The following is a 21,470-nucleotide window of genomic DNA, read 5'->3' on the forward strand; positions in this document are numbered from 1 at the left end:
GTCAAAAAAACATTTATACCTGTTTTGAGCCTTGGGCATCATGGTGTATTTTTCTTAAAAGCCTTACCCATAGCGGGTTTTAACATCTTATACGGGGCTTAACCATCCTATAAATGGCCTTTAGTTGGTTTTAGGCGGGCAAAAACGCGTTGTATGTTTGCATCATCAAACAAAACAAACCTTAAAACATACAAATATGAAAACGGAATTGAGGAATATTAGCAAATTAGCCATCGTAGTTCTTGCTTTAACTGTAGCATTTACCACAACAGCCCTGGCTAATGGTGGAGAAAAAGAAAAACCAGCTGCTACTCAATTGAAGTTTATCGGAAATGTTCAGAATCAACCTGTATTCGAGTTGAACCTGATCAACATTGATGACGAGTATACCGTAACATTCCGCGACGAGACCGGTAATGTACTGTTTAAAGATATTTTTAAAGGCGCTGCTGGTTCAACAAAGAAATTCCTGTTGAAATCTGATGGATTCAGCGATGTAAACCTGAACGTGGTGATCACCTCTAAAAAGACCAATACTTCAGAAATTTACACCATCAACTCAAACCAAATAGCAGTTGAAGAAACTGTGATCAGCAAGATCAAGTAATATTATCTGGTTCGCAGTTCAGTCAATCATCATAGAGTGTTTTATAATGAAAGCCCTCCCGATACATCGGGAGGGCTTTATTATTTTCGTATAATGTTACGTTTAATGCGCAAAATCGACCTCGTAATTTCCCTTGATCCGCTCCATTGACGGGTTGAAATACCCGAATTTTACGTGTGGGAATTCCTCATGGATCAACTCCTGCAATTGTTTTACACCCAGTAGATCGCCGGTTTCATAAGCGCTGATCCTGCCCATGTACCAATCGGGGTCGATATTGAAATTACGCCACTGGATCATGTTCAAACCGGTATCGATGATCAGTTTGCGCAAGGCTTCATATTCCTCTTCACAGTCTGTCATGCCCGGGAAAACAAAATAATTGATGCTGGCCCAGCCATTGTAGCTGCGCATCACTTTCAAACTTTCAACTATATCTTCAAACTGGTAATTATTAGGACGGTAATACGCTTCGTAAATATGTTTACGCGCCGAGTTCAGGCTTACCCGAATAGAATTCAGGCCTGCTTCACACAATGCCTTTACCGCTTCGGGTTTACTCCCATTTGTATTGATGTTGATACTGCCCTTGCTGGTATGCTTGCGCATTTCGATAATGCTCTCCCTGATGGTTTCCCACATCAGCAGGGGTTCTCCCTCGCAACCCTGGCCAAAACTAACAATGGGGTAGGGCGCCGACTCCAGGTGCGGCACTGTAAACTCCACAATTTCTTCAGCAGTGGGTTTAAAGGTGAGGCGGTCCTGGGTAGATACGATCTCCTCTTCCTGGGGTTGAAAGGAAATACAACCAATACAATTGGCATTACAAGCCGGAGAAGAGGGGATAGGGCACTCCCAGCGGCCCATAAAATAGTTACGGGCGGCCGGACAATGATACGTCAGGCAACAATTATCGGCAAGGTGTTTAACAAGCCGGTTATGGGGGTAAGCTTTCAGGAATTTTTCCACCCCTGCCTGGATGGTATCGGGTTCAAAACCAGCACATTCCTGCCTGATATCCTGTTCAATACGCACTGCCGGCACAAAAAACTGTTCATTATACCAACCTACGGCAGTATAACAAAACAGGGGCAGGGTAGGCGCATCGGGCGCTGTTTCATAAGCTGCCAGGAATAAACCGGTGTGAGCAGGTGGAATAAAAGCCGCCACGGCCCAACCTTTATCACACAGGCGCATTTCGCCGGTTATTACATCGATACCAATACCCCGGCGACCAGGCAATTCATACAGGGAACCGCCATCAGGCAAGGCAATCCAGTCTTCTACTGGCACCTCATACGCATCCCAGCCAGCCCTTCCGGTAGTATACAAACTGGTATCTTCAAAAATGTTTCCTTTTCCGTCAGAATACAATAAATACGGAGATTGTTTCAATACAGACATCATTCCCTTTTTTCGCTAAACACTTAACAATCAACAGAAAACAAAAATACTTATACAAGCATTCAGCTATTACCGTTCAGTGTTAAGCCTTGTTTTAAATAATGCCTGCAAAATTCGTGAATTTGATCGAGTTCTTCGAATTGAAGATTTCTCCGGAGGTCAAAATGAAAAGATTTATCGCCAGAAGCCGCAATTGTGATAGAATCGTATTGAGCCTCAATATGGTTGATGTTCGACCAAATAAAAAACCGGCTTTCGGGCAATGCCGGAATGGTAATGCCGGAGTGGTGAAGGGCCACATATTCATTGGTGAGCATCCGTTTTTCGCACCAGAAAAGGTATCCATAGGCCCCGCACATTAAAGCATGACCGGCCCCTACGATCCATTCGCCATGGATACAGGAGGTAATGCCAATTCCCAGGAAAAAAATGATCTCTATGATGCGGAAGAATAAATTTACCAGCGGCAGTTCGGCGGCAATGTTCTTCCCGGCCATGGCCAGAATAAAAATGTCAACCGCCATAAACACCAAACAGCCCAGGTAAAGCGGACTGCTATGCGGCTGATTCAAATGTGACAGCGCATGTACAAGAATTAAACCACCGGCAGCAAGATGCAAAAATCGACCAGCACGTTTCAATTTTTGAAATGCTGGATGAACAACGGGTAAGGCTAGGGAGTTCATACGCAGTTATTTTTTACTTAGATGCGTGAACGAAAAGATTCCATAAAAAAACTGCCCCCGACGGGAGACAGTTTCATATTTATATCAAAAATTCTATTATTATTTACCTTTCTTCAGTTCTTTCAATTCCATTTCGCAGGCCTCTAACCGTTTATTTTGGTTAATAATATATAATGTCAGCTCTTCGATCTTTTTCAATAATAAAACCTGGTTTTCGCCTACTTCCAACCCGGTTTTCTCAACCTGTTTGGCCGAGGGCACCTCAGGCAGGTGACCATTTTGCTGAATGTACTGCTCCAGGTCATGTAAAGAACGCAGTGGGTAATTTTCTTCGAAAACATAGTCGGCCCAATTGGGGTATTGTTTGACAACGACCCTGTTGAAGATGGCATCACCATTTACGCCCAGTTTGTAACCTTTTGTATCGGAATTGGGAACGCCAATGGCTACATTGCCCGATAAGTTAGTGGTTATAACATTTTGGGTAAGAATATTTACATAATCAACATACAGATCAGTTTGCAACTGGTTATTAAAATCCATTCCTCTAATTTCCATATCCGAAACATCCTGTGGAACATGCATCGTCAGCGTGAATACCTGCCATACATTAGGCTTGCTGAACATGGCGGGGGTAACCAAAAAGGAAGCAAAAACGCCGCCGCCGGTATTGCTATTTGCATCTATGTTAACTATGGGATTAGTATTCGTGTTAGCAGACACTTTCATTCTGAACTGGAGGATATAATCGCCCGCCTTAAAAGGGATGTAAGGGCCATACCACATGGTGGTATTGGGAATATTGGGTGTTCCTTGCAAACGCTGGATCGCAGTTCCCCCATAGGCAGTAGGGTCCTGTATGGCCTGGGAGCCCTGGTTGATCGAGAGCTGTGGTTCCTGTAAAAAAATACCGGTTTGTGAAAATGACTGAACGCTGCCAAACAAGCAAAATAATAAATAGATCTTCTTCATGAGCTAAGACAAAGCAGTTGCTTTCATTTTAGGGTGATGGTATAGTTTAGTTAAAGCGAAACTACACAAACATCATAGCATTTACCTATTTTTTAATTCACGTGACTTTTTGCGAGATAACCGTGCAGATTTTGCCTATAAGTGTGCAGGCGGGCGCCTGCAATCGTTTGCATCCGGAACGGAGTTTGTTTTTTGTTACACCCAATCATATTTGGTAATTTCATCAACATGGAACACTCAGATAAACTCAACCGCATTGTAGAAGCCCGGATGAAATTGAAGAACCGGTTCGAGGAAAAAATAAAACAAACGCCTTCCGTTGCCGATGCCCGGCCGATGGGCACCGGTAAACAAAACCGGCATGGGATGCCTGAGATCCCGGTTGGACAAACAGAAACCCGCAAGTGGCCCGTACTTGACCTGGGCATTCAGCCTGATATTCCATTGGCGGAATGGCGGCTGGTTGTGGATGGAGAAGTGGAGCACCCGGTTACCTTGACCTGGGATGATTTTATGGCCCTGCCACAAACCGATGATACCTCCGATTTTCATTGCGTTACCACCTGGAGCAAATTAAATATGAGTTGGAAAGGCGTTCGTTTGCTGGATCTTGCGGCCCTGGTTCAACCCAAAGAAACGGCTACCCATATTTTATGTTACGGGTACGATGAATACACCACCAATGTGGCACTGGAAGAAGCATTAAAACCAGACGTGCTTTTAGTACATACCTACGAAGGACAACCACTGCCCAAAGAACATGGCGGTCCCGTTCGTATGATCACCCCACAGTTATATGCCTGGAAGGGTTCCAAATGGATAAACCGCATTGAATTCCTGTCAGAAAACGTACTGGGCTTTTGGGAAGAACGCGGGTATTCTAATACAGCCTATCCCTGGCGGAATGATAGGTACAGCTAGTTGATCAGTTAACCAGTTGACCTGGAAGGGAAGGAAGTTGCCGGAGCCTTGGCATAGGCGGATTCACAATAGAACATACACATACTATACCATATGAACAGAAGAAGTGTCTTAAAACAGCTCAGTTTAAGTGTTGGCGCTACAGTATTAGGATCAAATACCATGGCGCGTCTTACCACAGATGCCATTGAATACGAAATTCCACGCAACCCATTGCACAAACCCCTTGATAAACCTGTTACCGCCATTACGCTGGGCGCTGGCAGCCGTGGTAATGTATATGGTGGATTTGCAGAAAAATACCCTAATCAATTAGACATTATAGGTGTGGCAGAACCCATTCCTATCCGCAACGAACGGTATGCAAAAAAACACCAGATCGAAGACAAGAACCGGTTCAATACCTGGGAACGGGTGTTTGAACGGCCCAAATTTGCAGATGCCGTCATTATTTCCATGCCCGATAACCTGCATTATGAACCCTGTATGAAAGCGTTGGAAATGGGCTACGACATCTTGTTGGAGAAACCCATTGCGCCCACAGAAAAAGAATGCCGGAATATTCTGGCGATGGCCAAAAAAACCGGCCGTATTGTGGCTGTTTGCCATGTGTTACGCTATGCGCCTTATTTTGTAAAAATGAAGGAATTGCTTCAGAATGGAACAATAGGCGAGATCATCAGCATTCAACACTTTGAACCTATTGAACACATTCACATGTCGCACTCTTATGTGCGCGGTAACTGGCATAATTCAAAACAAACAACCCCTATCATTCTGGCCAAAAGCTGCCATGACCTGGATATCTTAAAATGGATGCTCAATAAACCCGCAAAGCAGATCTCTGCCATGGGTGATTTGAAATGGTTTAGAAAAGAGAATGCCCCACAGGGCAGCACCGCCCGTTGTACCGATGGCTGCGCTATTGAACGCGAATGTCCGTATTCAGCTATCAAAATTTACCACGACAATCGTCAGCGGTTATACGTATTTGATCTGCCCGAAGATAAAACCAAACAACCCGAAGCCATCATGGAGTATTTAAAAACTACCAATTATGGCCGTTGTGTTTACAAAATGGACAATGACCAGCCCGATCATTATATTACCAACATCCGGTTTGGCGATAACATCACCGCCAGCTTTTCCATGGAAGCCTTTACCTCTTATGCAGGCCGCCGCACGCGGGTAATGGGCTCAATGGGCGATATGGTGGGTGATATGGAAGAACTGGTGATCACCGATTTTAAAACCGGCAAACAAACCAAACTGGTCCCCAAAGCAGAAGATGTTGCTGATTATAAAAACAGCGGCCATGGTGGTGGCGACTGGAACCTGGCGGCTGATTTTGTACAGGCCGTAGCACAACAAAATCCCAAACTACTCACGTCAACCATCGATGAATCTATAGAAAGTCACATTATGTGTTTTATGGCCGAAGAAAGCCGGAAGACCAATAAGGTGATGGATATCAAAATGTAGCTTGAACGAGGTAAGAGGCATGAAGTAAGAAGTATGAAAAACCCAAATGGCAGGACACCCGATAATTGTCGACACTCCCGCCATTAAGGATCTTCCTACTTCCTACTTCTTACTCCTTACTTCCTACTTATAACACCGATCTTCATGAAACAGATCTACCTGGTAGCGCTCGCTTCCCTGACCATGCTTGCTTCCTGCGATTATTTTATGTATACGCCCCGTTTCAAAAGCCAGAAAAGACGTGAGCAACCATCCATCTTTATATGTGAACGAATAGTTGACTTCCGGCTGGAAGAAGGCCGCTGGCCTAATTCAAAAGAAGAAATGATGGCCAAAGGAAAAAAATACCAAGACGTATTTAATGGATTCAAATATACCTGGACCGACTTTAAAATAAAAGACTCCAACACCATGACCTTTTATTTTGAAGATCATATTACTGACAATACCAGTTATGAAGAAACAGGTAAAAGCGAATTAAACACCTATGGTGGCAGGGTCATTTTTTATAAGGTAAAAGACAAATTCGCCTATACCATCAAAATGCATTAGAACACTCAGGGCTTTTCATACACCTCGGCTTCTATAATGCTCAGCGTTCCTTTGGCTTTCGAATCGTCGCGGGCAACGCCATCATCCAACTTCTTACCATTCACTTCCACCATTATATTACCGCCTTCATCTTTTGAAAGCGTAGCCAGGTGGATCCTTACTTTTTTTCCTTTTTCGGGTTTGCAGGCAATGGTATAATAACCCAGGGTAGGTTTGGTAGCACCCTTAAACACTTCCTTGCCATCGACCGTGATTACTAATGGATACGCCCGGCTTCGGAAATTATTCAGCTTCAGGGTTACTTCGCTTACGGTGGCCGGCCGCTCCAGTTCATATTCAATCCAGGCGGTTTCCAGTTTGCCATCATTTACCCAGTCACTTAATTCATTATCATCATAACTGGCAAAAGCGCTGTCGGCATGGGCGCCGGCCGTAGCTTTTACAATGGCAATGGGTGTGCGTGTTACATAATAGGAAGGCGTTGCGGGCGTTGCGCCTCTATCCTGTCTGGGAAATACCCCCTGGTCTGGCAGCCGGCGCGACAATCCATCTTTTTCTTCAAAGGGCATTGTAGTGAATGTATCTATGGCAGATCTTAATCCGTCGGCAGTAGCTTTCAGGGTGATCAAACCGGGCGTAGTGGTAGAACGGACCAATATCCGGTTCACGCCATTTTCAACGGGTAAGCTTTTAGCCAGGATGTAATTATCGGGGCCTATGGCCATACCGCCCCGCCATTCAGCCGGTCCTTCCAAGGTAAAATTGACCATGTTTAATGCGGTGGGACAGCGCTGTCCGTACATATCAACCACTTCTATTTCTATAAGGGCCAGATCATGACCATCCGCCATCACCGGGCTGTGTCTCCATACATGGCGTAACCGAAGTGCTGCCGGTGGCCGTATGGTAGAATGGTTGGCCTGGCACACTTCTATACCTTTGCTATCATACCCAATGGCTGAAATGGTTCCCGGCTGCCACTCCACATCTTTAAATGTGAACAGGAAACCATCGCTTTTTTGTCCAAACCCCAACGATTTGCGATTTACTTTTAGCTCCACTTTATCAGCTGATGACACTACATAAATATCTTTTTTCACCCCCGGTTCATAATTCCAGTGGCCAATAATCCGCGCCCTGTATTTTTCGGGGTTTACCCATCCGTCCCACATTACCTGGTTGGCATAGAAGTTTTCTTTTTCAATACGCAAGGCATCCACCTCACCGCTGCGCCGGTAATTCTCTGCACCGCGGTGATGTGTGTTGGATTCTGAAAACACAATGTTCACGCCGCCTGCGCTCACGCGTTTGCCGGTGCCCGGACGTTCGTTCCAGAATTCAAACCACCGCTTTACATTTTCCACTGCATGCGATTCCATATTGCGGTTATATACGGCCGCATTTTGTCCATTATACAAAGGCCCGTCGCCATCTTTGTGATAGGGCGGGGTATAGTTATCCCAATATTTGCGCGATCCTTCATCGCGTGAAAATTCCATGGCCCACATGGGAATGTGCGCGCTTTTGTTGGTGTACAACATTTCACCACCGTATTCAGCCACTTTACTGTCGAGCATTTCTCGGGAACCGATGGCCCGGCCTCCTTGTGGGTCATACTGATCACGAATGGCTTTCATTTCCCGCATGTGTTCTTCACTGATAGACTCATTGCCCGATTCATAAAAAATGATACTGGGGCTGTTCCTGTTATAAATAATGGCATCGCGCATAACGGCTTTGCGTTGCTCCCATCTTACTCCGGTAACATCATGCTCGGCATCGCCCGCCGGCATGGCTTGCATCAACCCAACCCGGTCACAGCTTTCCACATCCTGTTTCCAGGGGGTAATGTGCATCCAACGCACCAGGTTGGCGTTGCCCTGCACCATTAACCCATTGCTGTAATCACTTAACCAGGCCGGAACACTTACTCCAATGGCCGGCCATTCATTACTGGTGCGCTGGGCATAGCCATGCACCATGATCACACGGTCGTTCAGGTAGATCATTCCATCTTTGAATTCCGTTTTACGAAAACCGGTGGTGGTGCGTACCGCATCTACCAGCTTGCCATTCACCTTTAATTTAGTATAGATCATATATAAAGAGCCATACCCCCAGCTCCAGAAGCCCAGGTCGTGCACTACCGAATCAGCCTTTATAATGGCCGTAGCACCGGGTGCCAGGGTGGTAGCAACACCTGAAAAAGTTATTGCCTTTTTGCTGGTGTTAAAGCTCACTTCATATTCGACGGTTTGCGGTTTATCGGTCTCATTCTTTATTTGTGATTCGGCATGAATGCTGGCCGATCCGTCTTTTATATTAAACTGATCGGCATAGATATAAACACCGGTTGTGCCCAGGGTTGAGTACAAGGGCAGGGTTTGATATACTTTACCGGTAATGTGCAGGTATACATTCTTGTTAATACCGCCATAGTTGGCGTTGAAATTCTTATCCTCCCATTGAAATTTAGTGTTGGTGGCTTTTTCTTTATAATCCCAGCTGTTATCGATGCGAACGGCCAGCACGTTTTCAGAATCACCCACATGTACCTGGTCTGAAATATCGAAACCAAAAGCAGTGATGCCATTCTCATGCAGGCCAATGTATTTTCCATTTAAATAAAACTCCCCCGCCTGTCTGATGCCTTCAAACTCCAGGAATACTTTTTGTCCTTTTGCAGTAGCAGGTACTTTAAAATGCTTGCGATACCAGGCAATGCCGGTACTGAGGTCTTTTATGTCCTTTTTAAAAGCCTCGTCTTCATTCCAGGCATAGGGCAGGGTGACCGGTTTCCAGCCGGCATCATTAAACGAAGTATGTTGAGCATCAGGGTTATCGCCTACAAAAACTTTCCAGCTGCTATTGAAGTTATATTTGGTACGTTGGGCTTGTGCGTACAGGCAGACGAATGTCAGCAGGAAAGCAATAACATTTTTTTTTATCATATGGCGCATTGTAATACGTGCCCAAATATAGAAGCCGAACTTATGGCAACTATCCTGTTGAGTCCTGCGCTGAAATAGCTTACTGTTGCGCCAAACAAGCTTAGTTTTTGGTAAATTACAAGAGAGTTAACCACGGAATAAAACCATTTAAACTATGTCAACAGAAAAACAACCCACCTACGGCAATGGCAAGATCTGTTATATTGAAATGGCCGCTGAAGATATTGAAAGCTCTTCCGCATTTTACCAGGCAGTATTTGGTTGGAACATCCGTAAACGCGGCGATGGCGCCACTTCATTTGATGATGGAGTAGGTGAAGTAAGCGGCGCCTGGGTAAAAGGTCGCGCTCCAGCCACTACACCCGGATTGCTGGTATATGTTATGGTTGACGACATAGAAGATACCATTGCCAAAGTGATTGCCAATGGCGGCACTATTGTACAACCGGTTGGCGAAGATGCCCCCGAGATCACCGCCCGTTTTCGCGACCCCGCCGGAAATGTTATTGGATTGTATCAAAATCCACCCCCAGAAAAAGGCAATGGGCAATAGTGTTAAGTTAATGCTTGTTAAAAGGAATCCCCTCCCGGGAGGGGAAGGGGTGGGTTTAAGTAGGCAATGGCAATAATGTTGGCGATCCACCTAGCGAGTCTTGATAACCAGAATAACGAATACAGTCGCGAGGTATGCGTAGCGAAGGTCCCGTCTGCCGTTTGCCGTTTGCCGTCTGCCTGAAGCGAGTCAGGCTATTAGTTGGAAATTACCTATTGCCCATTGCTATTCCCCATTGCCTGTTAGCAGACCTGAGCGTAGCGAAGGTCCCGTCTGCCGTCTGCCTTTCTCTTACCTTTGCATTACTATGAAACAAAGGAAATTCCTTAGCGCACAATGGCTCCGACTTATTATGGCCAATTATGTAGTTGATCCCCACATCCTGAAACCCTTCCTGCCCGCCAAAACCGAATTGGACACCTGGAACGGCCGCACCTATGTAAGTCTGGTTGGATTTCTTTTTCATGATACCCGGGTGATGCGCATCCCCGTACCCTTTCATACCAGTTTCCCCGAAGTGAACCTGCGCTTTTACGTTCGGTATAAAGAAAACGACCAATATAAACGAGGCGTGGTGTTTGTTAAAGAGATCGTTCCCAAACCCGCGATCACCTTTGTTGCCAACTCGCTGTTTAAGGAGCGGTATGTTACGCTGCCCATGAAAACCTTTATGGAATTGACTGCTGAGGAACAACACATAGGTTACCAATGGAAATTTAATAACCACTGGAATAAGTTAGAAGTAAAAACGGGGTTGAAAAAATTTCCGCTGCAGGCCGGCAGTGAAGAAGAATTTATTACCGAACATTTCTGGGGCTATTCCACGCTGAATGAACACATGACCGGTGAATACCAGGTATCCCATCCCAGCTGGGATGTTTTCCCGGTAAAACAATATAACATCGATTGCGATTTTGGTAAACTATACGGCCCCTCGTTTTCAGTATTGAAAGAACAGGCGCCCGTTTCTGTATTCCTGGCCGAGGGATCGGAGATCAATGTGTATAGTAAACGGGTGGTTTGAGGGGTAAAGTCAAGTTGATCAGTTGACCAGGAATTCGGGTTGATAGGGGTGATAGGGGTGACAGAGGAAATCAGAACAGGTGATTGTTTTCTAAATATAAATAGGTTAGAGTTTACCAGTTGATCTGCTCCATCTGGCGGCGTCCCCCTACTAAAAAACGAACAAACTAAATAACGAACGAACTCAATAATCTAATCCTGGAACAGAAAGATAATCACTTAAAACGTTGAGCACTAACCTTTCAACTTATAACTTTTTTAAGATCTTCTTCGCCCTGGAATGAAAAGCTGCCGTTTCATAGGGCCACCGTTCTTCGATGATCAACTTTAGTTCAGCTTTTATGTCGGGGTATTCGGCCGACAGGTTTTCCAGAATGGTCAGCGAAAATGCTTTGATGGCCGGGGCGGTATCGTTGTCGGCTACGAACTCGAAACAGTCGTTCATAACCTGACCATGAAAGCGCTTGGGGATGGTTACGTATTGAAGCAGCCGCACTACATTTCTGACCACCGCAATATGTGCGTCTGGCTTTTTCAGCAGCGGAAGGATCTGCTTAAAATAAGGAGTTATCAGTTCAGGGTGCTTCTCCACACAAATACTCAGTGGCCAGCCGGCCCGTTGAGTTACCCGGTATTCCCCTTTTAAAAATTGTTGCATCAGGTCTGCAAACCGATCTTTATCGCCCCCCACATATTTTACAATTCGTAAACATTGAGTTTTAGAATGCTCCTTTTCAATTGCTTTTAATAAATCCATATAAATTTGAAAATAGCCATTTTAAAATTATCAAATGAAAAAGACCCAGGTATTAATCGTTTTTACAATCTGTATAGTGACCGCCTGTAACCACCAAAAAGGTGTGGTGGTTTTTCAAACCGATTATGGACTGAAGGATGGAGCCGTGGCAGCCATGAAAGGAGTGGCCACCGGTGTTGATCCGGATCTGAAGTTATACGACCTTACCCATGAAATCCCGGCCTTCAATATTTGGGAAGGCGCCTACCGGTTGCAGCAAACGGCCCCTTACTGGCCAACCGGGACGGTTTTTGTTTCGGTGGTTGATCCGGGCGTTGGAACTGACCGTAAATCGGTAGTGCTGAAAACCAAGACCGGGCATTATTTCGTTACGCCGGATAATGGCACCCTCACATTAATAGCCCAATCCCTTGGCATTGAATCAGTGCGCGAAATCAATGAGGAATTAAATAGAAGGAAAAACTCCCAGGCGTCCTACACCTTTCATGGCCGGGATGTATATGCATACACCGGAGCGAGGTTGGCGGCCGGAGTGATCAAATTTGAACAGGTGGGTCGGGAGTTACCCCCGGCGGTGGTGACCATTCCTTACCAAAAAGCTGTGAATCAAGGCGATTCTATACTGGGTAACATACCCATCCTTGACGTGCAATATGGGAACATCTGGACTAACATTAACGACTCGATTTTCAAAGTGTTACACGTGGAACCTAAAGAAAAAGTAGAGGTAAATATCAATAGAAATGGCACCCCGGTCTTTAGTCAGGATGTTGAATTTGTACACACGTTCGGAGACGTGCCGGCGGGAAAAACGTTGGCCTATATGAACAGCCTAATGAACTTTTCTCTGGCCATTAATATGGGAAACATGGCCGATTCTTTCCATATAAACAGCGGAGCGGAGTGGAATATTGTAGTCAAAAGGAAAAAACCAAATTAATTTTTACACAATACGGCCTAATTGGTGGATAACCAGACAACTAGGGCAAGCAAGACAGAAGGGAATTTTATACAGGGAGAAAGGAACCAGAAAGCATCAAATCAATTCTGATTATTATAGCTTTATAAAATTCAACTCGCATTAAAATACAAGCCATTTATTCAAAGTAGCTTAAAAATGGCAGCGATCACGGCGGTCTTTTTGAATACAATGCCAAAAGCAGGTCAACCAAGTTCTAATTTAATTGAAGAAAATAGTCAAAATAAATTGATTACTAGTAATTTTTAATTCAAAAATACCGGCCGTCTCCCATGTAATACCATCATTGTAGTTGGGATCGCGACACCCGGGCCATAGCAACACTATAGATCAGCCAAACCAAAGTCACCTTATTCCCCTGATTACCCTATGGGCCAGTCATACAACAGCGACGATTCGGGCTTAGACACCATATGGCCCGGCCGTAGATCAGCCGGGCCATAGATACACCGATGTTGGCCGGGCAATGAGTTATGCAAATTCCAGGTGCCCGACCTCGTGGCGCTGATCTAAGATTTTCTTCGCGATTTGATCGGGATTATCAATGACCTGACAGGGACCTAACAAGGACCTCACAAGGTCCTAACAGGGACCTTATCCCTGTCAGGTCCAAGTAATGTCCCTGTTTGGCACTGGATATTTTGGACATCTGCGGTATAGGTGTCAGTATTCAGACAGTACCATCGCCTTCAGCACCCGTTCAATCATCCCATTCATGGCATTCCCTTCAATCCAGCGGGCAACAATGATGAGGTCATTTTCGGGGTCCACATACACGATGTTGGAACCGGCGCCGATATGGGCAAACGCAGCAGCCGGAGCACTGGGGTACAATTTCCGGTCTGTATTCAGGTAAAAATTCATGAAGCCGTAAGTGGGCTGAACCGAAGTTGGCGTGTGGGCCATTTTGAGCCAGCCTTCCGAAATAATTTGTTTATCCTTCCATTTACCGTTCCGTAAGGTGAGGTAACCAAACCGGGCCTGATCATAGGCATTGATGAACAAACCACCGCCCCAATGCGATCCACCACTTACCGATTGCATCAGCTGCCCGTCAATAATAACCCAGGAATTTTCATAGCCAGTCCAGCGCCAGGTACGGGAGGCGCCAATGGGGTCCATGATCTTATCCTTTAATACAACGGGAAGCGGCTGCCGCCAAAGATTCAACAATGCCAGAGCCAGCACATTTACCCGGGTATCGTTGTATTTGTAACTGGTGCCGGGTGCATTTCGCTTGCGGGTCAGCCATTCATCTGATTGCGGTGCAGGCCGGTCTGCCCAATCGGGCTTCCCCCATAAAGTACCTTCCCAGTCGCTGGTCTGTCGCAGCAAATGGTCCCAGGCAATGGTGCGATTATGCTCCGTATCAAAAAGCTCAATTACATCTTTGTGCGATAAGGCATCTGATCTATCGGCAGCCAGGCGATTCGGTTCATAAGGAATAATGGGCGCCATATAAGAGTAAACCTTATCCTCCACACTGGTGATCAACCCGGCGTCAAAAGCCAGTCCGGCCACGGACGACAGAAAACTTTTGGCCACGCTAAAAGTCTGATCAACCCGGCCCGGCTCGCCCCATTCGGCAACAATGTACCCGCCCTTTATTATTAATCCGGTGGCAGGTCCGCGTTCTTTCAGGGGGCCAACGGGATAACCAAATGGCTCGCGACCAAATGCACTTTGATAGTGCGCTTTTTTCAGATCACGCGATTCTTTGGATTCATGCGCCTGGGCATAGACAATGGCATCCTGCAATAAAGCAGAATCCAGTCCAACGGCAGCGGCGCTGCGATGTTCCCAGCTACCCGGTTGCGGATAATAAATAACCGGCCTTTTTTGCTGGGCAGCAGCCGGTAAAACTCCAATTGTAAAAATCAGTAACAGATATTTCATAGTTCTGGTTATAAGTGAGTTTTATGTTCTAAGTTAGTTGGTAAGTTCCTTAGTTTTACAACTTATTATTGCAAATAAGGAAGGAATTAACCAAGTTAAAACAGCACTATACTATGTCAATTAAAAATTTGCATATCCCGCAGCGTTCGGGTCTGGGCGAAAAAGGCGTTACCGTACTGGCTGGCGATATTGGCGGCACAAAAACCAACCTGGCGTATTACCAGGCCACCGATTCAGGATTGAAGGTATTGGAAACCGGTAGATACCCTTCCGCTGAATATGCATCGAGTGTTGCGATCATGCAGCAATTTTTATCAGAAAAGAAATGCCCCAAACCCGACAGGATCTGCCTGGGTGTTGCCGGGCCCGTATTAAATGGTAAAGTGGACCTCACCAACCTGAACTGGGACATAGATATAGAAGATATAAAAAAACAGATGGAAGTGGAAGCGGTATTCCTGCTGAACGACCTGGAGTCTATGGCTTATGGCCTGGCAGGTTTAACGGAAGAAGATTTCATTGTGCTGCATCCTGGCAATGGAAACAACACCGGCAATATGGCTGTTATTGCACCCGGAACGGGCTTGGGCCAGGCTGGTTTATTCTGGAATGGTAAAAACCATTTTCCATTTCCCACAGAAGGCGGTCATGCTGATTTCTCGCCGCGTACCGATATTGACATTGCTTTATTGAAATATCTGCAAAATGAATACGGCATCGTAAGTTGGGAGAAAGTGGTGGCCGGACCGGCAATTGTAGACATCTATCGCTTTTTGCGGGATGTAAAAAAGTTGGAAGAACCAGACTGGTTAAAAGAGGAGTTGGCAAAAGAATCACCCGATTCTGCCATTATAAGCGGGGCCGCAATAGAAAAGAAAGCAGCTATTTGCGTGGAAACAATGGAACTGTTCGTACGTTATCTGGCCCGTGAATCATCGAATCTGGTGTTGAAGATGAAAGCTACCGGCGGGTTGTTCCTGGGTGGCGGTATACCACCAAAAATTGCGCCGCTGTTAATGCAAAAACAATTCATGGAACATTACATGGATTGTGACCGGATGCAACATTTATTGGAGAATGTGCCAATAAGGATCATTAAGAATGACAAAGCCGGCTTAATTGGCGCAGCCTGGTATGGCGCTTACTGCATGTAACTATAAAACATAAGCGAACAGCCCCGCATATACGGGACTGTTCGCTTAACAGTTTACTTTTGTGATGTTGAGGTAGGAGACATGTTTACGTTCATCGTATCTCTTCTCTTAGTTGTATCTTTCTTTTTCTTTGGTGTAGTATCCTGCTCAATATAATTTCCATTATATTGTACTTCTGCCTTCACTGGTTGATTTGATACTACCATAGTAAACGCGAAAATGCAAAGACCAATGCCTGCCGCTAAAAAGCTTCTTTTCATAACTTTGAGTTTTTAGTATAATAAAAATGTAAATAACTACTTTATGGGGGCGGTGGTCTACAAAATCAGGTTAAGCAATCGGCTTGTAAGCTTCTAAATCGTTTGGATATCATTAGAGTAATAAGAATCATGCCAAAAAAATATACACCCTGTAAAAATCTGCCTGTTATTTATTAATAATTTATTAGAACTACTTCAATCAATCTGTATTAATTACTGATAATCGGCACGATATATTTTGGCATACAATATTCATCGAACTCATTCGTCTATCACTTGAAAATACCCTGATACCCGTAAAAAGGAATTACATAAAGAATAATACAGACAAATAAAAATAATCAGGTAGTATTATTTGCAACATTGATTTGTAAACATTAAAATGTTAACCGCTTTATATGGCTCGTGGAAACAGACAGGATAACGGTGTTCGTAAACCGGATATGCCTAAAGCAAAACTGACAAAAGAAAATCTGAAAGAAGCAATATTAATTTTCAGCTATCTTAAACCTTATCGCTGGACATTTGTATCCGGCTTGCTTTTTATTGCCCTTTCCAGTGGTACCACCATGGCCTTTCCTTTCTTCTTAAAGAAACTAATTGATAGTGCGCACTCCCTTAGCCTGGGGAAAGATGCCGTATCACCAGGCACCATTGCCTTTTGGATGTTAGGCATTCTAAGCTTACAGATGATCTTTTCATTTATGCGGGTTTACCTTTTTACATATGCAGGCGAGCATGCGCTGGCGGATATGCGAAAAGAAGTTTACCGAAAAATGATCATGATGCCAATGAATTTCTTTGCGCAACGAAGGGTAGGGGAGTTATCGAGCCGCATCAGCGCCGACCTGTCACAAATACAGGATGCGGTAACTGGAATGCTGGCAGAAATTTTGCGAGGGCTGTTAACCCTGATCATAGGAATGGTTTTAATATTTGTACTGTCGCCTAAACTGGCTGGACTTATGTTATCTGTATTACCGGTCATTGTAGTGGTGGGAGTACTATTTGGGAAAAGGATCCGCAAATTGTCGCGCAATACCCAGGACCAGTTGGCTGATAGCAATACTATTGTGCAGGAAACACTGCAAGGCATCAGCAACGTAAAATCGTTTACTAATGAATGGTATGAAATAGGCAGGTATACCCGCAGCTTACAGGATGCAGTAAAAATGGCCATCAATAATGGTCGTTTCAGGGGTTTGTTTGTATCATTTATATTAATGAGCATCTTTGGAACTATCATTTTGGTAGTATGGTATGGAACTACCCTGGTGCAACATGGCACCATTACCTTTGGTGGATTAACAGCCTTTGTTGTATACACTGCTTTTGTTGGCGGCAGTATGGCAGGCTTTGCCGACCTGTACAGTCAGTTACAAAAAACATTGGGCGCCACCCAACGCGTTCGGGAAATTTTGAAAGATGAAACAGAACCGGTAACTATTGTTGACGAACCAGTGGAGGAGAAGAACAAATTACAGGGTGCTGTTACTTTCCATCACGTTGCATTTAGCTATCCTTCACGAAAGGAAGTGCATATATTAAAAGATGTAAGCATTACCGCTGCACCGGGTGAGCAAATTGCCATCGTGGGGCCTAGTGGTGCCGGTAAATCAACCATTGCCGCCTTGCTGTTGCGTTTTTATCAACCCGATGAAGGCCAGCTGCTTTTTGATGGCAAACCGGCCGATTCGATACCGCTCTCCCAGCTTCGTAAGCAAATGGCATTGGTGCCACAGGATGTAATGTTATTTGGAGGCACTATAAAAGAAAATATTACTTATGGTAAACCGGGCGCCACGCAGGCTGAAATTGAAGACGCAGCCCGAAAAGCCAATGCGCATGATTTCATCACCAGCTTTCCCGAAGGATATGAAACAATAGTAGGGGAGCGGGGTATAAAATTATCGGGCGGACAACGGCAGCGTATTGCCATTGCACGAGCCATTTTAAAAGATCCGGTTATTCTGGTGCTCGATGAAGCAACCAGCTCGCTGGATTCAGCTTCCGAATCAATAGTACAGGAGGCATTGGATAATCTGATGAAAAACCGTACCTCCTTTGTAATTGCGCACCGGTTATCAACCATTCGAAATGCCGATAAGATCGTAGTGCTCGACCAGGGCCATGTAGTAGAAAGCGGCACTCACCAGCAATTACTGGCCCAGGAGGATGGGTTGTATAAGAGTTTGACCAAACTTCAACTGGAGTTTACTTCGGAATAGTTATTTAGTTCTTGAGTTTATTATTTTGTTAGTTCCTGGGTTATTTAGCTTTCCGAGCCAAAGGCGAATTTGTGAGCATTGCCCATTACCCGAGTACATAAACCCACCCCTTCCCCCTCCCGGGAGGGGATTCCTTACAATAAGCATTGGTTAAACGACTTGATTGCCCATTGCCTACTGCCCGAGTACATAAACCCACCCCTTCCCCCTCCCGGGAGGGGATTCCTTACAATAAGCATTGGTTAAACGACTTGATTGCCTATTGCCTATTGCCCGGGCACATAAACCCACCCCCTTCCCCTCCCGGGAGGGATTCCTTAAAATAAGCATTAGTTAAACGACATTGATTGCTATTACCCATTGCCTATTGCCCTCAATCTGAGTCATTAAATCAATATTAATATTTTCTATCCCTGCCCACCAGTTTATATTTTTTTACGTCTAATGCCCAGTCCCATAAATCGAATTAGCGATTCCGGTGTACAAAAAACAATTATAAACTGCGTAATGAAATCTGTATTAGCACTGTTTTTAGCAACAATTATCACCATATCCGTTTGTGCCCAAACTGAAAAAACCACCCGGAATAAGCCCGCAGCAATAAGCGGCGGTAAACTGTTCGGCAGAATTGTAGATGCCAAAAATAATAAAGGCATAGAGGCTGCTTCCGTACAACTTTTTCAAAAAAACAGCGACATACTGGCAGGAGGGATGCTCACCAAACCCAATGGGGACTTCGATATCAGCAATTTAGCCACTGCCGATACCTTCAGACTGGAGGCCACAGCTATAGGATATGCTAAACAGGAATTGATCATCACCTTCGATAAATCGGGCAAAGGAGCCATTGCTGAAAAAGATCTGGGCAACATCAAATTAACCGCCGAGTCGCAATACCTGGGGTCTGTAACTGTGGTAGCCCAGAAACCAGCCCTGCAAATGGGAATCGATCGCAAAACATTTGATGTTGAAAAGAACCTGTCATCCGCAGGAGGTACCGGCATCGATGTAATGCGCAATATTCCTTCAGTAACCGTTGATGTAGATGGAAACGTGTTACTGCGTAACAACTCGCCGCAGATCTTTGTAGATGGCCGCCCTACTATACTTACTTTAGACCAGATCCCGGCCGACAATATCGAGCGGGTTGAACTCATTACCAACCCATCTGCCAAATTTGATGCAGCCAGCACCGGCGGTATCATCAATGTGGTGCTGAAAAAAAATAAGAAGCTTGGTCTGAACGGACTGGTATCTGCCGGCGCCGGTTCACCCGATATTTATAATGGCAACCTGGCGCTTAATTTACGCCAGGGCAAATTCAATTTCTTTGTGAATGGAAACTTCAACCATTCCGGTGGAAAACCTAAATCTGAAACGTACCGCCAGAACAAGAACAACGGTGTTATAGAGAACTATTTCAATCAATTCGCCTATACCAACCGCACCCGCCAGTTCGCTTCTGTCCGGTTTGGCATGGATTATTTTATGGACAACCGCAATACGTTTACCTTAACGCAAAATTTTGGTGGCGGCCGGTTCTCCAATGTCGAAAATCAAAACCAGGAATACCTGGATGTGAATCAAACCCCCGATCATTTTGGATTGCGCACCTCAGATGGCTATTCCACCAATGAACGCAGCAGCACCCAGCTCATCTTCAAACACAATTTTGTTGAAGCCGGTAAATCAATAAGCGCAGATGTTAATTTCAACCACGGCAACAGTGTTGACAATACCAATATTCTAAATACCTATTCATTCGCCAACGGGTCTATGTATTCACCCGATAGTCGCGTTCACAACAATGGCTCAGGTAATAACAACCAGGTTACCTTCCAGCTTGATTATGTCGATCCGATGGGCGACGATAATAAACTGGAAACAGGGATCCGCTCTTATATAAATGATTACACCAGTACGTTCAATGCCTTTAGTGTAAATAATGCCATTGAGACCAAACTGCCACTTAGCAATAATTATAAGTACCGCGAAATGGTGAACGCCGCCTATATAACCTATACCGGCAAATTGCTGGGTATCGGTTATCAGGCTGGTTTGCGTGCCGAGCATTCAAAATTTGATGGCGAACTGGTTGACAGCGCCAAGAAATTTGGCTATCAGTATCCCAACCAGATAAAGAATTTATTCGATGCGCTGTTCCCAAGCCTGTACCTGAGCAAATCGATCGGGGAAGGGCAGGAACTACAGTTGAATTACAGCCGCCGTATTCGTCGGCCCGATTTCTGGCAGATGAACCCGTTTGTTGATATCAACGACCCCTTGAATATTCGCCAGGGTAATCCGGCACTGCGGCCTGAGTTCACCAACTCATTTGAGTTCAACTATAATAAAACATATCACTCAGGCAGTTTCCTGGGCGTAATTTATTTCCGCAATACCCAGGGAGACATCACCCGCTACAGCGACACCATCACGGCTGCTCAATACCAGCAATTGAATAATGCCGCCATTGATCCCAGCGCCATTTTAAATACGTTCGTAAATGCGCAATACCAGAACCGCTGGGGCTCTGAACTGACCCTGCAACAAAGGCTCGGCACACAACTGGATGTTACGCCTTCCGTTGACCTGCAATACAAAAAGGTAATATCGAATGTAAACAATGTTGACCTGAGCAATGAAGGGTTTAACTGGGAAGCCAAACTGATCATCAATTACCGGGTTGCATCTAAATCAGCGCTCTGGAATAAATGGAGCTTCCAGGGCACCGGTGGTTATGAATCACCAGAAGTAGTGCCACAAGGTAAACGCAAGGAAATGTATGGCGTTGATCTGGGTTTGCGCAAGGAGTTCCTGAAAAATAAAGCCACGTTCACGTTTAACATTAACGACGTATTCAACAGCAGGAAACGCGGAGCTATCAGCGATACGGAAAATTTTTATCAGGATTCATACCGCCGCTGGGATGTACGCAGCTTCCGTGCCACGATCACCTATAAATTTGGTAAAGCCGACTTCCAGTTATTTAAACGGGAAAAAGGTGGTAATCGGGACGACAATGAAGACCGGGATTAGTAAAAA

General features: G+C 45.1%; 17 protein-coding genes. 10 read left to right on the forward strand and 7 right to left on the reverse strand.

All coding sequences use genetic code 11. From position 1 onward, the window contains the following. The first annotated feature begins 196 nt into the window (after nt 1-196). Nucleotides 197-607 (forward strand): hypothetical protein, encoded by a 411-nt coding sequence (locus J7I42_RS15895; protein WP_209139817.1) that lies wholly within the window; start codon nt 197-199, stop codon nt 605-607. A gap of 102 nt (nt 608-709) precedes the next feature. Here the strand turns inward: J7I42_RS15895 and J7I42_RS15900 are convergent, their stop codons facing one another. The 3 genes from J7I42_RS15900 to J7I42_RS15910 form a co-directional block, all read right to left on the reverse strand. Further along, nucleotides 710-2,014, reverse strand: coding sequence for a radical SAM protein (locus J7I42_RS15900; RefSeq protein ID WP_209139818.1), 1,305 nt, complete (start codon nt 2,012-2,014; stop codon nt 710-712). Between the two features lie 59 nt (nt 2,015-2,073). Further along, nucleotides 2,074-2,697, reverse strand: a complete 624-nt coding sequence (locus tag J7I42_RS15905) for a hypothetical protein (protein WP_209139819.1) — start codon at nt 2,695-2,697, stop codon at nt 2,074-2,076. Between the two features lie 99 nt (nt 2,698-2,796). Continuing rightward, nucleotides 2,797-3,669 carry a hypothetical protein gene (locus J7I42_RS15910; protein ID WP_209139820.1) on the reverse strand — a complete coding sequence of 291 codons (873 nt, stop codon included), beginning with the start codon at nt 3,667-3,669 and terminating at the stop codon, nt 2,797-2,799. A gap of 228 nt (nt 3,670-3,897) precedes the next feature. On the opposite strand from J7I42_RS15910, the gene J7I42_RS15915 reads away from it, so the two are divergent. The 3 genes from J7I42_RS15915 to J7I42_RS15925 all read left to right on the forward strand — a co-directional run bounded on the left by J7I42_RS15915 (nt 3,898) and on the right by J7I42_RS15925 (nt 6,624). Further along, nucleotides 3,898-4,590 carry a sulfite oxidase-like oxidoreductase gene (locus J7I42_RS15915; protein WP_209139821.1) on the forward strand — a complete coding sequence of 231 codons (693 nt, stop codon included), beginning with the start codon at nt 3,898-3,900 and terminating at the stop codon, nt 4,588-4,590. Between the two features lie 93 nt (nt 4,591-4,683). Further along, a complete protein-coding gene (locus tag J7I42_RS15920; RefSeq protein ID WP_209139822.1) occupies nt 4,684-6,072 on the forward strand; it encodes a Gfo/Idh/MocA family protein in 1,389 nt (462 codons plus the stop codon). Between the two features lie 144 nt (nt 6,073-6,216). Next, the gene (locus J7I42_RS15925) at nt 6,217-6,624 is read left to right on the forward strand and encodes a hypothetical protein (RefSeq protein ID WP_209139823.1); all 408 of its coding nucleotides are present in this window, start codon (nt 6,217-6,219) and stop codon (nt 6,622-6,624) included. 5 nt (nt 6,625-6,629) lie between these two features. Here the strand turns inward: J7I42_RS15925 and J7I42_RS15930 are convergent, their stop codons facing one another. Then, nucleotides 6,630-9,575, reverse strand: coding sequence for a glycoside hydrolase family 2 protein (locus tag J7I42_RS15930; protein WP_209139824.1), 2,946 nt, complete (start codon nt 9,573-9,575; stop codon nt 6,630-6,632). Between the two features lie 154 nt (nt 9,576-9,729). On the opposite strand from J7I42_RS15930, the gene J7I42_RS15935 reads away from it, so the two are divergent. Both J7I42_RS15935 and J7I42_RS15940 read left to right on the forward strand, forming a co-directional pair. Next, complete coding sequence (locus J7I42_RS15935; RefSeq protein ID WP_209139825.1) at nt 9,730-10,128, forward strand: VOC family protein; 399 nt, start codon at nt 9,730-9,732, stop codon at nt 10,126-10,128. A 307-nt stretch (nt 10,129-10,435) separates the two neighbouring features. After that, complete coding sequence (locus J7I42_RS15940; protein WP_209139826.1) at nt 10,436-11,152, forward strand: YqjF family protein; 717 nt, start codon at nt 10,436-10,438, stop codon at nt 11,150-11,152. Nucleotides 11,153-11,398: 246 nt separating this feature from the next. Here J7I42_RS15940 and J7I42_RS15945 read toward each other — a convergent pair whose 3' ends face one another. Continuing rightward, on the reverse strand, nt 11,399-11,908 hold the full coding sequence (locus J7I42_RS15945; protein ID WP_209139827.1) for a hypothetical protein: 510 nt from the start codon (nt 11,906-11,908) through the stop codon (nt 11,399-11,401). Between the two features lie 34 nt (nt 11,909-11,942). Here J7I42_RS15945 and J7I42_RS15950 point away from each other — a divergent pair, with 34 nt between their 5' ends. Continuing rightward, nucleotides 11,943-12,848, forward strand: a complete 906-nt coding sequence (locus J7I42_RS15950) for an SAM hydrolase/SAM-dependent halogenase family protein (protein ID WP_209139828.1) — start codon at nt 11,943-11,945, stop codon at nt 12,846-12,848. A gap of 702 nt (nt 12,849-13,550) precedes the next feature. On the opposite strand, the gene J7I42_RS15955 is transcribed toward J7I42_RS15950, so the two are convergent. After that, nucleotides 13,551-14,783 carry a serine hydrolase domain-containing protein gene (locus tag J7I42_RS15955; protein WP_209139829.1) on the reverse strand — a complete coding sequence of 411 codons (1,233 nt, stop codon included), beginning with the start codon at nt 14,781-14,783 and terminating at the stop codon, nt 13,551-13,553. Nucleotides 14,784-14,896: 113 nt separating this feature from the next. On the opposite strand from J7I42_RS15955, the gene glk reads away from it, so the two are divergent. Continuing rightward, the gene (gene glk / locus J7I42_RS15960; RefSeq protein WP_209139830.1) at nt 14,897-15,937 is read left to right on the forward strand and encodes a glucokinase; all 1,041 of its coding nucleotides are present in this window, start codon (nt 14,897-14,899) and stop codon (nt 15,935-15,937) included. Nucleotides 15,938-15,990: 53 nt separating this feature from the next. On the opposite strand, the gene J7I42_RS15965 is transcribed toward glk, so the two are convergent. Continuing rightward, complete coding sequence (locus J7I42_RS15965; RefSeq protein WP_209139831.1) at nt 15,991-16,197, reverse strand: hypothetical protein; 207 nt, start codon at nt 16,195-16,197, stop codon at nt 15,991-15,993. Nucleotides 16,198-16,595: 398 nt separating this feature from the next. On the opposite strand from J7I42_RS15965, the gene J7I42_RS15970 reads away from it, so the two are divergent. Both J7I42_RS15970 and J7I42_RS15975 read left to right on the forward strand, forming a co-directional pair. Then, entirely contained in the window at nt 16,596-18,425 is a 1,830-nt protein-coding gene (locus J7I42_RS15970; RefSeq protein ID WP_209139832.1) for an ABC transporter ATP-binding protein, read from the forward strand. Nucleotides 18,426-18,932: 507 nt separating this feature from the next. Next, nucleotides 18,933-21,464 (forward strand): outer membrane beta-barrel protein, encoded by a 2,532-nt coding sequence (locus J7I42_RS15975; RefSeq protein ID WP_209139833.1) that lies wholly within the window; start codon nt 18,933-18,935, stop codon nt 21,462-21,464. Nucleotides 21,465-21,470: the final 6 nt, after the last annotated feature.

It is taken from the genome of Niastella soli (assembly GCF_017742245.1).
Taxonomy (GTDB): domain Bacteria; phylum Bacteroidota; class Bacteroidia; order Chitinophagales; family Chitinophagaceae; genus Niastella; species Niastella soli.